The organism is Mucilaginibacter sp. (assembly GCF_039925265.1).
Classification (GTDB): Bacteria; Bacteroidota; Bacteroidia; order Sphingobacteriales; family Sphingobacteriaceae; genus Mucilaginibacter.
Genome location: NZ_JBDSZG010000047.1, coordinates 187545 through 203275, shown reverse-complemented (window position 1 = coordinate 203275; position 15731 = coordinate 187545). Strand labels below are relative to the sequence as shown.

The following is a 15731-nucleotide window of genomic DNA, read 5'->3' as shown; positions in this document are numbered from 1 at the left end:
AATCATGAGATCAATAAAAATAATATATGCAGTAGCTGTGCTGGCGTTATTTAACAGCGCGTGTAAAAAAGCACTTGATCTTGACCAGCAGGGGGTTTATACCTCAGGTAATTACTTCCGCAACGAAACAGATGCGGTAAACGCAGTAACAGGCATATACAGCTTGTTAGAAGAAGAGGACTATATAGGCCACGCCGAAGCTACCTTTGATACCCCATCTGATGACTATTGGCGCTCGGGAGACCATGGTGAGGACGAAGGAATTGAAAACTTAACCTATGATGCCTCTAACGCGGCGATAAGGTACCCATGGAGATGGCGTTATGAGGAGATCAACCGGTCTACTAATTGTATCATCAATATTCCAAAAATTACGTCAATTTCTGATGCTGTTAAAAACCGCAGCATGGGCGAGGCTTACTTTTTAAGGGCATTTGGTTACTGGCGCTTAATGGTTATCCATGGCGATGTACCTATCATTACCGATGCAGATTATGCAAAGCAAAACTTCAATGTGCCAAAATCTTCGATAGAGGATGTACGCAAACAAATTGAAGCTGACCTTTTAAAAGCGGTTGATTTACTACCGGAAAGCTACAGCAGTGCAGATCGCGGGCGGGTAAGCAAGGGCACGGCGCTTGGCTTATTAACCAAGCTTTACATGTATTGGGAAAAACTACCGCAGGCTATTGCAACCGGCCAAAAGGTAATTGCTAACAGCAATTATGCGCTGGCAGCCAACTACCAGGATAACTTTACCCGCGCCAACGAAAGCAGTACCGAACTATTGTTTTCTATACAGGCGGTGCAAAACGTTGTGCAGAACGACTTTACCATCTACTACATCCCCAGGGCGTGGGGCGGATATGGTTTTAGCCAGCCGTTACAAGGCCTGGCCAACGAGTTTGAAGCTAACGATCCGCGTAAGCAAGCTACGTTATTAAGCCTGGGCGATAAAGTGAATTTGGGCGATGGTAATGGCTTAACCACTTTTACATCAGATCTTTCTGCAACCGGGTTTGCCTTTAAAAAGTATGCGGTATTTAATACCGAAGCAGCGGGCGGCGGTGTAGACCACACTTTTGCAGTACCGTTAATGCGTTCGGCAGATATATATCTGCTGGTAGCAGAAGCGCTGATCCGCACACAAGGTGTAGGTGCCGGTGATGCTTTAATTAACCAGGTAAGGCGCCGTGCCTCAACTGCTTTACCACCGGTTGTTGGTGCAGGGATGAAAGAACTGATCCACGAACGCCGTGTTGAACTGGCAGGTGAAGACCAGCGCCACCAGGACCTGATGCGTTGGGACAAAGCTAAATTGGTGGATATAGCAGCCATATACAACCTGGCGGTGTCAAAAGCTCCGATAGATCAAAACAAAACGATCACCTTCCAACGCCCTAAAAACTATTACTTCCCTATCCCGCAGGTAGAGATAGATAAGAGTAAAGGCGTTTTAATACAAAACCCCAACTTCTAAACATAACTCCAATTAGCCGGTAGCCTGTTTTCATACTATATTATTTTGTAGCTTATGCAGGTTGCCGGCTTTTTATTAAATTAATGTTTAAATGTTTTTTTGATACATAAGCGTACCGGGCGGTGTGCGTATCTAAAAAACCGTTAACAATAATATCTTCTTAAGTTCATTTAACTTCTGTTAACGATCAATTATTAAAAATTTCATTGTTAAAGCAATATCAGTAAATGAGAAAGTGGTTAATTGTTTTTATTGGACTGTTTTTGGGTTGGCATGCCGGCGCACAGGTGAACCAGCAGGCCTCCAAAGCGTTGATAAACCGGGTGATGCCCGGCAAGGCTGATGCATTTATTGTCGAGAGCATCCCGCAGGAAAACGGCAAGGATGTATTTGAACTGGCCGGCAGTAACGGTAAAATTGTTTTACGCGGCAACAACGGGCTATCGGTTGCATCGGCCTTAAATTACTACCTCAAAAATTATTGCCTGGTAGAGGTTAGTTGGAACACGGCTATAAATTTGCCTGCCGTTTTACCGCAGGTACCAGGCACTATCCACAAAACTACCCCTTATCAATACCGCTATTACCTTAATTATTGCACGTTTAACTACTCCATGTCCTGGTGGGATTGGGCGCGCTGGCAAAAAGAGATAGACTGGATGGCGCTGAACGGTATTAACATGCCACTGGCCATAACCGGCGAAGAGGCTGTTTGGCAGGATGTGTATAAAGAAATGGGCTTTACTAATAAACAGCTGGATGATTTCTTTAGCGGCCCGGCGTATTTTTCCTGGTTTTGGATGGGCAATATTGATGCCTGGGGCGGGCCGCTGCCGCAGCATTGGATGGATACCCATAGAGCGCTGCAAAAGCAGATACTGGAACGCGAGCGCTCCTTTGGAATGAAGCCCGTGCTGTCGTCTTTTACCGGCCACGTTCCGCCGTCTTTTAAAGATAAGTTCCCGGGGGCGAAAGTAAAAAAGACCAATTGGGATGCCGGCTTCCCTGATGTTTACATCCTGGACCCGGACGACCCGATGTTTGAAAGCATCGGCAAAAAGTACATCGAAGCTCAAAACAAGGCGTTTGGTACAGATCACCTGTACTCGGCAGATACCTTTAACGAGAATATACCGCCCACCAACGATTCTACCTATTTAGATGGGATGAGTAAAAAAGTATTTAACGCCATGGCCGCTGCCGATCCGAAAGCCGTTTGGGTAATGCAGGGCTGGATGTTTCACTACAACAACAAATTTTGGCAGCCGCAGCAGATCAAAGCACTGTTAAACGCGGTACCCAACGAGCAAATGATCGTCCTGGATCTGTACAGCGATGCACACCCCGTGTGGAATCGGACAGAGGCTTATTACGGCAAACCGTGGATATGGAGCATGCTGCAGAATTTTGGCGGCAACATCAGCCTGTTTGGCCGTATGCGCCACGTAGCAGCCGACCCGGCGATTACCCTGCACGATCCTGAATCAAACAAAATGCGGGGTATTGGCATCACCCCCGAGGGGATAGAACAAAACCCTGCGCTGTTTGCGCTAATGCTGGAGAACGTTTGGCGCGATACGCCAATTGATGCTGATGCCTGGCTAAAAGATTACGCACGCCGGCGTTATGGCAGCATTAACCAAAATGCGAACGATGCCTGGCATATTTTACTGAACACCGTATACAGCGGCGGCCTTACCGAAGGCGGCCCGGAATCGATCATCGTAGCCCGGCCGACCTTAAAAAAAACGGTAAGCCGCGTATTAACCAAATTGAATTACGACCCTAAACAACTGGTAACCGCCTGGGCTAAGTTGATAGCGGCTACTGATAGTTTGAAAGGAAGCGACGGTTTCCGGTATGATCTGGTGGACGTAACCCGGCAGGTACTGGCCAATTATGCCACACCGCTGCAACAGCAAATGGCTGCTGCTGGTAACGATAAAAACATCCCTGCCTTCAAAAAAAACAGTGCAGCGTTTTTACAGGTGATGGACGATATGGATGAGCTGCTGGCTACCCGTAAAGATTTTTTATTGGGTAAATGGATAAACGAAGCAAGGGCTAATGGCATTAACCCTTCAGAAAAGAAATTGTATGAACTGAACGCCCGCGGTCTGATTACCCTTTGGGGCGATAAGGAGAGCGGCCTGAGCGAGTACTCCAACAGGCAGTGGTCGGGTTTAATAAAAGGCTATTATAAAAAACGCTGGGCCATGTTTTTTAAACAAATGGATCAGGCTTTAAGTGCAGGAACTCCATTTGATGCAAAAAGCTTTGATAAGCAGGTTAAAGATTGGGAATGGGCATGGGTAAATACCCATGATAACACTTACCCGGATGTTGCTAAGGGCGACGAGATAGAAATAGCGAAAAAGATGTTTGCTAAATATGGCACTTTGGTGCAGCAAGCCAACTATTAAGTATAAGATGAATAAGCGCATTGTTTTATTTTTTGGGGACCAACAGGTAATATTACATACCATCGGTGTGGCAACTGCGGTAACGGGCTGGGCAATGAAGGGCGGACCGGGTAACGCCGCCGAACCCACCGGAAGGAAAAAACTGACCGGAAAAGTAACTGTTGCTGCGGGGCCGGATTTTTACCGGTCGGCATTTAAAGTTGATAAAGTTGCCGGACATACCAACATTTGGCGGGTTGACCCTAAAGGTATGGGGCATGGTTCCATTTGGGTGAACGGGCATAACCTTGGCCGGTATCCGGAGAAAATAGCCGTTGCCGGGCTTTATATACCCGAATGCTGGTTAAACATCAGAAACAATCAATTTGTAATATATGATGAAGATGGCAGACTGCCAATGACGGTGAGGGTGATTGCGGAGCCAACGCCCGGCAGAATTATACAAACATTATCTGCACAAACTCAATAATTTACTATACCCGTATATGGCAATAGCTACCGGACGATTTACCGCCCTTGATGTATTCCGCGGACTAACCATTTGCTTCATGATCATCGTCAACGCACCCGGGTCGGGTGCATCAGTATGGGTTCCGTTAGATCATGCAGCATGGTTTGGGTTCACCCCTACCGATCTGGTATTTCCATCCTTTTTATTCGCGGTGGGTAATGCTTTAAGTTTTTCAAAAAAGAAACCGGAGACCGATAAAACGTTCCTTACCAAGATTTTTAAAAGAACTGTTATCATATTCCTGCTGGGCTTTCTCATGTACTGGTTCCCGTTCTTTCATCGCGGTGCTGCCGGGTGGGAATTTAACACTTTAGGCCATACCCGTATCATGGGCGTATTGCAACGTATTGCACTTTGCTATTTCTTCGGGGCACTTATTGTGCATTATTGTTCCCAAAAAACGGCGGTAATGCTATCCATTTTGCTTTTGTTGGGGTACTGGGCGTTTTTAATATGGCTTGGCGAGCCGGGTAATATTTATACTATGCTGGGTAATGCAGGCACCAAACTGGATATTTTAATTTTGGGGAACGATCATTTATACCATGATAAAGGTGGCCCGATTGCATTTGAACCCGAAGGGCTGCTAAGTACGCTCACCGGCATCGTAAACGTAATAGCCGGTTACCTGGCCGGGGCTTTTATCCAAAAGAAAGGCAAAAGCTACGAAGCAGTGGCTAAGCTTTTTATCTGCGGTGCCGCGCTAATTGCGTTAGCATTGTTTTGGGGCCAGTTTTTCCCGATAGCCAAAAAATTATGGACCAGTTCCTTCACCCTGCTCACCATCGGGATAGATCTTTGTATAATGGGGCTGTTAATATATGTTATTGAGATTGAAAAAGTAAAGCGCGGCACTAACTTTTTCCTGGTGTTTGGTAAGAACCCGCTTGCTATTTACCTTTTATCCGAGTTGTTGCTAACCGCTCTGCAAGTAATATGGGTGGCACCTAAGCTTAGTTTTTATGATTGGATAAACCAGGTATTTTATCAGCGTTTATTTCCCGGTGCTTTGGGTACGCTGGTATTCGCTATTGGTTACATGCTGCTTTGCTGGGTGGTTGCCGATGCCATGGACAAGAAAAATATATACATTAAAATATAATTAAAGAGTTAATATGTTGGGTAATACCGCACGCTTACTTAAATCAAATATGTTGAAATCAATCGCGCTGCGTAATTTGTTTGCCTGTATTGCTGCATTACTTTGGTGTATCAACGCCAGTGCGCAGCAAAGCAATAACCTGCAATATATCGACCTATTTATTGGGACAACTAAAAGTAATGTGCTTACCAAATGGGGTAACAATGGTGGCACATATCCCGGTGCGGTTGCGCCGGCTGGTGCGCTTCAGCTAAGCCCCGAAACGCGCGTTTCGGGTACTAAAGGGTATGATTACGCCGATAGCGTAATTTACTACTTTAGCTGCTTTGGGCACATGAGCGGTTTCCCGGAGGGATCGGCAGGGCACTTTTTAATAATGCCGGTATTGGGTGAGGGCGATTTTGAAGCGGGTAAATACAGCCGGATATTTGCTCATCAAAACGAAACAGCTGCGCCCGGCTATTATAAAGTTATTTTTGATGATAACCACACCATGGTAGAAGCAACGGCTACACCAAGAGCCGGGCTGTTTCGTTTTACGTTTAGTAAAGGCACCACGCCTCAGCTTTTTATTGGCGATGCAGAAGACATAACTACTCCGGTGAATAATGTGGTGCATGCATCAAACCGTAATACTGTTCTAAATTTCAGCGAAGCTTTTCTGGATAAAAAACAGGTTAAAGGTGGGTGGCTGTTCATTTTTAAGCCAGGGGATAGTCGTAACAAAACTATTGTGCTGAAAATGAGCATATCATCCCTTGGGTTTGAAGGGGCACAAAACAACATTGATAAAGAAATAGGTGGTTTAAGTTTTGATGACATCCGCAGAAGCACGCAGAATAGCTGGATGAAAATGCTCGCCGTTGTTGATGTTACCGATGCTGACGTTAACCATAAAACCAGTTTTTTTACCGCGCTGTATCATTCACTTTTAATTCCCTGGGTAATTGATGATGCCGATGGCCAGTATAAAGGAGCCGACGGACTGACCCAACACAAGAGCGGCAATAACCAATACGGCGCTTTTTCGCCCTGGGATACCTTCCGCTCGCTGCACCCGTTGTTAACCGTGCTTTATCCCGAAAAACAAAAGGATGTGATCTTATCCATGCTGGATAGTTACAAGCAAACGGGTCACCTGCCCACCGAATCCATGACAGGTAACCACGCTATTCCCATCATTGTAGACAGTTATCTGAAAGGTATTAAGGGTTTCGACAAGCAGCTGGCTTATACGGCTATGAAAAAGAGCGTGTTGGAACCGCCCTTTATTCAGCCGGATATGCAACTATTCAATCAAAGAGGTTACGTTCCGTTTACCCGTTCAGAATCGGTAACGCGCACGGTGGAGTACGCATATGACGATTGGGTATTGGCGCAATATGCCGAAACGATAAGCAACCAGACGGCTGATTGTAACAAGCTATTAAAAATGGGCTACAACTACCGCAACCTGTTTAATAAAGACGCGTTGTTTATGCTCCCCCGTGATGGTGCCCAATGGAAAAAGGAGCCGGGCATGTCCGGGTATAAAGAAGGCGATAAATGGGTTTACAGTTATTTCGTACCTCAGAATGCAAAAGATCTGATCAACCTAAACGGCGGGGAGAAGGAATTTGCCGCCCGTTTAGATTCGGCCTTAACCAATCAGGTAATTTTGTTTGATAACGAAACGGTGTTCCACTTGCCTTACCTGTTTAACCAGGCCGGTTATCCGGCGTTAACACAAAAGTGGTGCAGGCAAATAATGCTGAACAGGTTTAGCGCCACGCCGGGCGGGTTGCCGGGTAACGATGACCTGGGTTCGACATCCAGCTGGTATATTTTCAGCGCGATAGGCTTATATCCGGTTTGCCCGGGTAGCCCATATTACAGCATCGGTGCCCCTATCTTTCAAAAAGTGACCCTGCATCTGCCTGACCGTAAAAATTTGACTATACAAAGCAATAACGTTATTGCGGGTGATTATATTCAGGCACTAAAAGTTAACGGCAGCCCATGGCAGCAGTTGGTGCTACCGCACAACATGTTGATGAACGGGGGGATTATTGATTTTACCATGAACAGCCATGCGAGTAGCTGGCCGGCAAATAAAAGCCCTTTAGTACTATCAGCAACTAAAACCAGCCCAATCATTAAACTGTTAGATTATACAGTTAGCACCAGAACTGTTGTACCCAACCAACCCTTTATGGTTAAACTCACATTGCGGAATAGTGGCAGTATCGGTACAAAAAAAATTACCATATATGTGAGCGGAAAGGCCTATGCCTATAAAAACAGTGTGTTAGAGGCCGGTCAAAAATTAACAGATTCAGTTCAGTTAAGGCTATTTGCTGTAGGGAGAACTCGCTTAAAGCTCGGGCAATTACCAGTGGTTACCATAACCGTTAAACAACCGGTTTTATTTAATCCCCATCCTTATGCGATAAGCAGTTTTACAGCAAGGCCAATGGTTAAACAAAACGAAAAGCAGCAGGTAAGCTATACGGTTCAAAACACAGGTGGTTTCAAACGGGTTTTCAATATCCCATTAAAATTGAACAACAACGTAATAGGTGCTGATAAGGTGGCCCTAATGCCCGGCGAAAAAAGACAGATTGAACATGTTTTTTTGGTAACGGATACCGGTTTTCAGAAAATATATACCGATAATGCAACTATACGATTTAAGGTTTACGATAATGCGGCACAATCGCTTTTACTTAATCTCTCGCCGGCAAACCATACTGCCGGTGGGGTAATTAAAGACAACTCCGGCTTCGCTAATAACGGCACATTATTGCCAACAGTGAATAAGTTGTCATTAAAAGATACCGCGTTTGTTTTAGGAGAAAACGCCTATGTTGAGGTGACTAATTCTTCCAGTTTGGACAGACTTGATCAAACCATTAGTATGATGGCCTGGGTAAAACCAACTGGAGGGGAGCCGGGATTGGTAGACATATTCACAAAGGGCGACAGCCATGTGCTACAGGTTACTGACGGTAAAACGCTTACCTTTTTTGCCGGGGGCTGGGGCCGCGGAGATTGTACCGTGTCGTTGCCTGACAATTGGTGCAATACATGGCACCATATTGCCGGGGTGTGCAGTGGTAGAATCCTCTCGGTTTATATAGATGGTGTTTTAAAGGGTACAACAGTAACGGATGAAGCGGTAAACCTTTCCAACACTAACAGATGGACACTTGGCCGTAACGAAGAATTCCCGGCAGAGCGGGTATATCATGGTTATATAAACAGGGCTATGGTATACAAAGAAGCATTATCCGGAGATGATATCTCAAAATTGTATAAAAGCCAGTTAAAGGCATTTTAATTAAATTAATGGCTGAATTTATCGTAAACGGCAATATTGGCGCCATTTCTGCGCAATACCAGCAACCCGATCAAAATGGATTTACAAAGATTGTCGGCCGTTCATTTTCAAAGCGATATTGAAAACAAGGTTAATATTAAATTAACAATAATTTGCCCCCAAATTGAAAACAACCGTTAAAAAACGAACCAATAGGGGTCAGAAACAGTATTTGGGTAGCGCTATCCTGAATATTTGCTAAGAACAGGTATACCTTATCAAATTGAAAGAAGGAATGACGATCCTTGGATAACTCAATAAACTGGTACAGAACTAAAAGTGCTGCAGGAAGGAATACCTGCTTGATACCTGTCGAAATATGTTATCCGGGTTAGGAGTCGCTGGAAAAATTCGTTAAACTGATAGAACCTGAAATACCGGATGCTTGATTAGCCCTGGCTCAAACTGTTCGTTCTGCAGGGCCTACTTTCCGGCAAGCGGAAAACCCAAAAACCGTACAAAGTTGCTCTCCACAGGGAAGATTTCCTGTGTATTAGGATACAGCCGTCACGCCCCCCCGACTAACATTTAATTATTTAAAAGGAAAATAACTATTTTTGCCTTTAAAAAGGAACACACTTAAATATGACTAAAAACCGGGAAAAAAATGTGGCTACGGATGACGATCGGGCATCCAATGGCAACGAACCTTTCGTTGCCATTGATCTGGCCCTAATCGCGATCCATTCTGCTAATATTGGTTTGTGGATCATTGATACCGCAACCAAAAAATTCCTGCCCTCCACGCGTACCAAAGAGCTGTTCGGATACTTGCCCGAGGAAGAAATGTCGTTAGAGGAGGCGATGTTGCAGATCGTAAAAAAACATCGCAGGGCTGTTTTAGAAGCAATGGCAAGCGCATTAAAACAACGCATTAATTTATATATAGAATGTCCTGTTGTCGGTTATCACGATCATCAACAGCGCTGGTTAAACGTAACCGGCGGATTCAGCGATCTCTTTGATCTGCTTTTGTTTGTCTTTCGAAATAAACGATTGCAGTTGTAACACAAATGTCCGGCTGTCATTAACGATCATACCCCAGATCTTCCGTGCTTCCCACCATCGGTCGTAGGACTGGTTGATCTTAAACGAAAGGATCACGGATATCGCCGTACCGGTAAATGTCGGAATGGCGATAGGCATCTGCGGGATCAAGTTTCTAAAATGCCCGGTTAAAAAGTTCACTAAAAACCCAATGACCAATACATAGGGTACTTCATTCCTGATCTTTCCAAGAATGTATGAAAGAGGAATAGTCTTATTGAGCAGCATGATCTTTCCTTTTATAACAGATGATAAATACCTTAAAAAGTTGTTTACTAATATTGACCTGCCCAGTCATCATCGTCCTGGTTTTGGCTAAACAAAACGGTCACAATCCATAACAACGCTGCGCCTAACATCAATTGTTTGGGTAATTCAGCCAGCCGGTGATCCGGTGACATGATGAACAGGCAGAGTTCCCAGCAAATGCTGACCAGTAAAAGCGCAATGACAAACGCCGTGATCAAAAAACCCTTATTCTTCATAGCTATCCAGATTTCTCTGCCGGAAGATCTCCCGTGCGATCAGTTTGCTGTTGCAACCCTGCTCCTCCAGCGTACAGGCGATCGTTTTGATCTTTACCGGTAATTCGTTCACCGTTTCCATCAGATCAGTATGCAGGAGAGCCGCTCCGTCGATCTCACCTTTGCCTTTCAGGCTTTCAAATAGCCCATGTGCCGCTTCCCGGTCATCACCTAAAAAATACTGACCGTAGTTTTCAAAACCTCTCGGGGTCTTCAGGCTTAACAATAAATAAAACTGTGTTTCCATAACTAAAAGTCAGGCTCCCAACAGGGGGAGCCTGATTAATTAACCAACACTTGTTATTTGATTTCGATCTGACGGCGCACCGCTTTAGCTTCTTCGCGTTTAGCGATGTCGATCTTCAGCACGCCATCGTTATAGGCAGCTTCGATGTTCTCCGCGTTGGCGCTGTCCGGCAAGGTAAAGGAACGTACAAACGAACTATAGCTGTATTCACGTTTGCTGTAATTCTTTTGTACATCATTATTTTCCTGCTGACGTTCCGCTGAAATGTTCAACCTATCACGATCCAGGTTGATCTTAAAATCTTCTTTTTTCAAACCGGGTGCTGCCAGTTCTACATGGAAATGGTCTTCGGTTTCGCTGATGTTCGCCGCGGGTACGCGGGTCACCATTCGGTCATTGAAAAAAGTGTCACTGAAAATGGATTCGAAAACGTCATTAAAGCCTGGCAGTAATGAACCGTTGTTACGTTTTTCGGGATTAAATTTAACCAATGTCATGGGTCGTCCTCCTTAAATAATTTAATGATTAAAACTTATAATTAATTAAACTAACAAATCCCATTCAAGGGAGATGCCAAAGTCATTTTTGGCTTTTGCGAACCGAAAAAAAGCAGCATTCCGGAAAAATTTGCAGTTCCAAAATGCCAAATTTTCAGTGCAAGGTGAGTTTTTTGTTTCAAACTTCTAAAAACGGAAAAGGGTATTGAATGTTTGGTAGAACAGATCGTTGAAAGCGGGGTAAGTTAGACGTCTGAACCACAACAATAGCTTATTATTCGTAACATGAAGTTTCATTGGGCGGCTTTTATCCTTTTAATTTATGATTTGAAGCTGTTTTGTCAATAGAGGTTGGCAATCAATTGCAACGGAATCACAAAAAAGAATTTGGTACCAATACCTACTTCGCTGGTTACCCAAATGCGCCCGTCACATTTTTCAACCAGATCTTTACAAAGCAACAGTCCCATACCAGTACCCGATTCGTTGAGAGTACCTACTTTACTGGTTACTTGGCTTTTAAAAAGCTTATTTACCCGCCCCGCCGACATACCCACGCCAGTATCTGTCACAGATACCATCACATTTTCATCCTGCTCAATTGCCGATACTTCGATAACAGCACCAGCAGCGGAAAACTTAATGGCATTGGTAATTAAATTCCGGATAACTATCCTGATGGAATTAGGATCGGCCAGCGCCAATAGTTCATTATTTTCGCCGCATGTTACATTTATTTTTTTTAACGAAGCCTGTTCGGTGTGATTTCGAACTTCTGATTGGATAACATCGTAAATTAAAAAACTTTTGCCCGAGCAATTGAAGTTTTCCAGCTGGCTATTGATCCAGAACAAAAGCGTATCCAGAAAATCTGAAGTATATTCAAGTTTTTGTACTACCGATGGAATCATCTCCAGCATTTCCCGGTGAGTGATAGTTTCGTCGGAAAGGAGATCGAACACACCGCGCAAAGTGCTAAGAGGAGACCGAAGGTCATGTGCTAAAATGGATATTAGCTTATCTTTTAAGTTATTAAGGTCATTTAACTTGTCGGCTTGTTGATCTATATTGACCTTTTGTTCCAAAACCTCATTATTTTTGTCCTTAAGCTGAGTGTTTATCTGTAATTGTCGCTGCTTTTGCTGGTAATACATAAATGCAATTAATAATACCGCACTTATAATGACAAAAAATATAATGTTTAACAAATCCTTATCATGTAGTTTTTGCTGGTACAATAAAGCGCTCGCCTTTTGCTGTAACATTTGCTGCCGTTGCTTTTCGGCGTAGTTATATTCGGTAATGTATAAGGTAAACTTCTGCACACTTTCGTCCTTTTTGAAAGAAAGCTTCAATTTGTCGAAATCCTTTTGGGCCACAAATGCTTTCTGGTATAATTTTAACCCGCCAAGTGTTTCAATCAATTGAACAGACGCATTGGTACGCAACAAAACACTGCCTATATGATCGGCAAGCGTTTTGGCCTGCCGCGCAAAATTATACGCCTTGGAATAGTCGTGGTTTACGTTATAATACAGGGCGATATTGATCAGCGTCGCTGCCTTGTTAAAGTCGATCTGATTATCTGATGATACTTTTAATGCCTGCTGCAGGTAACTTAACGCTTTTTGATTTTGATTTTTATAAATATAAATTAACCCCAGATCATTATAGCACGAACTGATACCATCCTTGTCATCCTGTTGTTGATTAATAGCAAGGGCATCTGCGAGATACCTGATAGCTTCATCATACTTTCCCTGTGAAATTAACACCTCGCCGATGTTTTGTTTGGCTACAGAGATGCCACCATCGGAGTGCATTTTCGTCCACGTTTTTAACGCCTCTGTAAAATAAGAAAGCGCCTGCGGATAGATCTCCATATTTTGCAGCATAACGCCAATGTTATTATAATCTGCGGATATGGATTTTTTGTTATGAAGCTTAGTATCAATGTTAAGCGCCTTAAAATAGTAATCGAGCGCTGTGGATGGGTGCCCAAGGTTATCATAGTTGTTGCCCATGCTTAAATACAAGCGCGATAAACCAGCCACATCGTTAATTTTAAGTTTTATTGAGAGGGCTTTTTTATAAAATATCAAAGCTTTATCATAAGCACTGGACTGGTAATATAAATTGCCATAAAGCTTATAACAGTTGCTTATGCCCAATAGGTCATTTTCCCTGGTGTACAAGGTTATGCTTTCCTTTAGGTTTTTAATTACCTTATCGTATTTTGATTGGCTGATATATACGGTGGTTGAGGCCAGTAAGCCATCCGCAATGCCTTTACTATAGCTTATACCGCGGGATATACGGGTAGCCATTTGCCCGTAATAAATGGTACTATCGGGATAGCTGGAGGTATAGGCAAGGGCTAGTTTGTTTAAATTATTTACCGCGGCAGTGTCTTTTAACTGTTTCTTACCTGCTATTGATTTAAGTAATTCGTCCCGAAGGCTATCCGGTTCACATTTATAGTGGTATGCCCAGCACAAATTGCTAAAAAAAAGACCTATAATACTAAGCCATATTTTTGTTCTCATTCAATTGAAAAATAGCATCACGTTTTTTGTCGTTGAATTTCTGCCGTATCGTTAACGACGCTCCCGTTCCCTGAGATAATTACCAATAAGACTTTTACGACAGACCCGCCTTAAGTTATAAATTTATAATTTTAATTGAATATATACTCCTTATTATCAAAAAAGTTCATACATCCGGTTTAAAATTGAACGTTAGGCCGCCTATTGGAAAAACAATATTTACTTATGGAAGCGTAGTAGATATAGATATGCTGCTTGCGCTTCCGTTGCTTTGTGCGGTTTGAACATCGTTAATAAATATTTTTCCGCCAACGTTACTGGTACCATCAATACTAACCGCTGTAAGTTTAACTAACGAGCCGTATTTGGTTGTCGTAATGATATGATCTAATTTGCATCTGGGTTACTAACTGTTTGGGTATTTCCACTCTGATCGGTATAAATTACCGTTGGTTTAGAAGTACCTTGTACAATGTACCTGAATACGTGCGATGTATCATTATTTTTTGCAGAAATATATGCTTGATTTTTTACCCGATGGTGGCTATGTTCGCTTCATTGGTGAATAAGGAATAACAGCAAATTAAATGATAACGTTCCGCGTCCTAGCCCCCTCAAAGGGCATATTTAAGTCTATCTTTATCCGCCGAATTGCTTGATCGCCTGCTTCAATTTTGAGGTCATGGACCGGCAGTTGCCGGTTTTCAGGCAGACGAAGTCCGCTCCTATCGACTGTAACAATGCAGCGTCATAAGGCGTCAAATTTACCGCCTCTTTTTTGCACCTGTTTTTTAAAAATGCCGGTTTTTCTACCTGCATCATCCTAACCGCCGCCACCACCGCTTTGAAACATTAACCATTCCAGTTTCCTTCACAGCCACCTGCCTTAGTCAAACCTCCTGTTCCCCTTACCCGGCACAAAAGCATCACCCTCCTCCGCCTTGCGGTTCACCGCATCCCGCAGCTGATCCAAAAACTTCGTCCGGCTCAGCCGCTTCCGCCGGCTGATCTCCACGAACCTGCGGGCCGGGATACCGATACTCACCTGAAAGTTCTCTTCCAGCCAGGAAAAGATCTCCCCGATCCCCGCCTTACCCTCATTCAGCTGCCCGCTGTCAAACAAACCATACCCCAGCTCCACCAGGTTAATACTCTCCCCCGTCCAGCGCAGCGAGCGCGCCTTTTTTACCGCACTACCGGCCGGTTCGAGGTCACGGATCTCCCGCACCAGCCATTCCTGCTGCCGCTCCAAAGCCGTAAATTTTGAAAAGATATAATCAGCGCCGGTAGAAAAATCCGGATCGGGCTCCGGTACATCAGACAACAGCAGATGATGCGGGCTTTTACCTCGGATAAAATAAACGTGGTCCATTTCTGTCATCTCCTGACGGAAGTAGGCATACAAAAATGCATACCGCCGGTAAAAACGGCGGATCGCCTCCAGTTCCTCCAGGTAATAATCGCGCAATTCTTCACGCGTCGCCACCGGTTTATGGTACTCCAGGTTAAATTGCGCCACCTGGAAGATCAGCAGCGCATAACAGCGCGGTTTCGTTACCTTAAAAAAAAAGATCTCCTCCGCCGCATCTTCAAAGGGATGTGAGGCGACATAAGCCCGCATCACACCTAAAGTTTCCCTGGCCGCCCTTACCGAAGCGGCCTTTTCTTCCAGCGGACTCCAACCCTGCCTTGAAATCCCGTCCAGTGCCTCCGTCAAACCGAGGTACCAGGTTTCACTTAATCCTCTCCACATTGTTAAGCATTTAAATGAGCGCCGCGCGGACCGGTACATCCCTGTGCCTGACCATCCACGCAGCAAAAAGTAGTTGTTATTCCATATCTTACCTTTTATTTATATTTCACAAAACCCCTTAACTGATCAGGCACTATATTTTGCTTAACCCCCTGGCATCCTAACGACCCGTTAAAACCCGGCCGCTACACCGGGCCCGTTTATTTGATCATATCCATTAAACCTGTCAGTTAATTAATAAGC

At 44.1% G+C, this 15731-nt stretch carries 12 protein-coding genes; 6 read left to right on the top strand and 6 right to left on the bottom strand.

Annotated elements, in window-relative coordinates:
• The first annotated feature begins 4 nt into the window (after nucleotides 1–4).
• The 6 genes from ABIX36_RS22320 (at nucleotide 5) to ABIX36_RS22295 (ending at nucleotide 9882) form a co-directional block, all read left to right on the top strand.
• Entirely contained in the window at nucleotides 5–1480 is a 1476-nt protein-coding gene (locus ABIX36_RS22320; protein ID WP_348084383.1) for a RagB/SusD family nutrient uptake outer membrane protein, read from the top strand.
• A 227-nt stretch (nucleotides 1481–1707) separates the two neighbouring features.
• Entirely contained in the window at nucleotides 1708–3903 is a 2196-nt protein-coding gene (locus ABIX36_RS22315) for an alpha-N-acetylglucosaminidase (RefSeq protein ID WP_348084382.1), read from the top strand.
• 7 nt (nucleotides 3904–3910) lie between these two features.
• Nucleotides 3911–4372, top strand: a complete 462-nt coding sequence (locus ABIX36_RS22310) for a hypothetical protein (RefSeq protein ID WP_348084381.1) — start codon at nucleotides 3911–3913, stop codon at nucleotides 4370–4372.
• Between the two features lie 16 nt (nucleotides 4373–4388).
• A complete protein-coding gene (locus ABIX36_RS22305) occupies nucleotides 4389–5516 on the top strand; it encodes a heparan-alpha-glucosaminide N-acetyltransferase domain-containing protein (protein WP_348084380.1) in 1128 nt (375 codons plus the stop codon).
• A gap of 49 nt (nucleotides 5517–5565) precedes the next feature.
• On the top strand, nucleotides 5566–8835 hold the full coding sequence (locus tag ABIX36_RS22300; RefSeq protein WP_348084379.1) for a GH92 family glycosyl hydrolase: 3270 nt from the start codon (nucleotides 5566–5568) through the stop codon (nucleotides 8833–8835).
• A gap of 624 nt (nucleotides 8836–9459) precedes the next feature.
• Nucleotides 9460–9882 (top strand): hypothetical protein, encoded by a 423-nt coding sequence (locus ABIX36_RS22295; RefSeq protein WP_348084378.1) that lies wholly within the window; start codon nucleotides 9460–9462, stop codon nucleotides 9880–9882.
• Here ABIX36_RS22295 and ABIX36_RS22290 read toward each other — a convergent pair.
• The 6 genes from ABIX36_RS22290 to ABIX36_RS22265 all read right to left on the bottom strand — a co-directional run bounded on the left by ABIX36_RS22290 (nucleotide 9805) and on the right by ABIX36_RS22265 (nucleotide 15488).
• The gene (locus tag ABIX36_RS22290; protein ID WP_348084377.1) at nucleotides 9805–10149 is read right to left on the bottom strand and encodes a bestrophin family ion channel; all 345 of its coding nucleotides are present in this window, start codon (nucleotides 10147–10149) and stop codon (nucleotides 9805–9807) included. The genes ABIX36_RS22295 and ABIX36_RS22290 overlap by 78 nt on opposite strands.
• A 47-nt stretch (nucleotides 10150–10196) precedes the next feature.
• The gene (locus ABIX36_RS22285; RefSeq protein WP_348084376.1) at nucleotides 10197–10406 is read right to left on the bottom strand and encodes a hypothetical protein; all 210 of its coding nucleotides are present in this window, start codon (nucleotides 10404–10406) and stop codon (nucleotides 10197–10199) included.
• On the bottom strand, nucleotides 10396–10692 hold the full coding sequence (locus ABIX36_RS22280) for a hypothetical protein (RefSeq protein WP_348084375.1): 297 nt from the start codon (nucleotides 10690–10692) through the stop codon (nucleotides 10396–10398). Before ABIX36_RS22280 ends, ABIX36_RS22285 begins: the two co-directional genes overlap by 11 nt.
• 53 nt (nucleotides 10693–10745) lie before the next feature.
• The gene (locus ABIX36_RS22275) at nucleotides 10746–11189 is read right to left on the bottom strand and encodes an Hsp20/alpha crystallin family protein (RefSeq protein WP_348084374.1); all 444 of its coding nucleotides are present in this window, start codon (nucleotides 11187–11189) and stop codon (nucleotides 10746–10748) included.
• A gap of 341 nt (nucleotides 11190–11530) precedes the next feature.
• On the bottom strand, nucleotides 11531–13735 hold the full coding sequence (locus tag ABIX36_RS22270; protein ID WP_348084373.1) for a tetratricopeptide repeat-containing sensor histidine kinase: 2205 nt from the start codon (nucleotides 13733–13735) through the stop codon (nucleotides 11531–11533).
• Between the two features lie 886 nt (nucleotides 13736–14621).
• Nucleotides 14622–15488 carry an RteC domain-containing protein gene (locus ABIX36_RS22265; RefSeq protein WP_348084372.1) on the bottom strand — a complete coding sequence of 289 codons (867 nt, stop codon included), beginning with the start codon at nucleotides 15486–15488 and terminating at the stop codon, nucleotides 14622–14624.
• Between the last annotated feature and the right edge of the window lie 243 nt (nucleotides 15489–15731).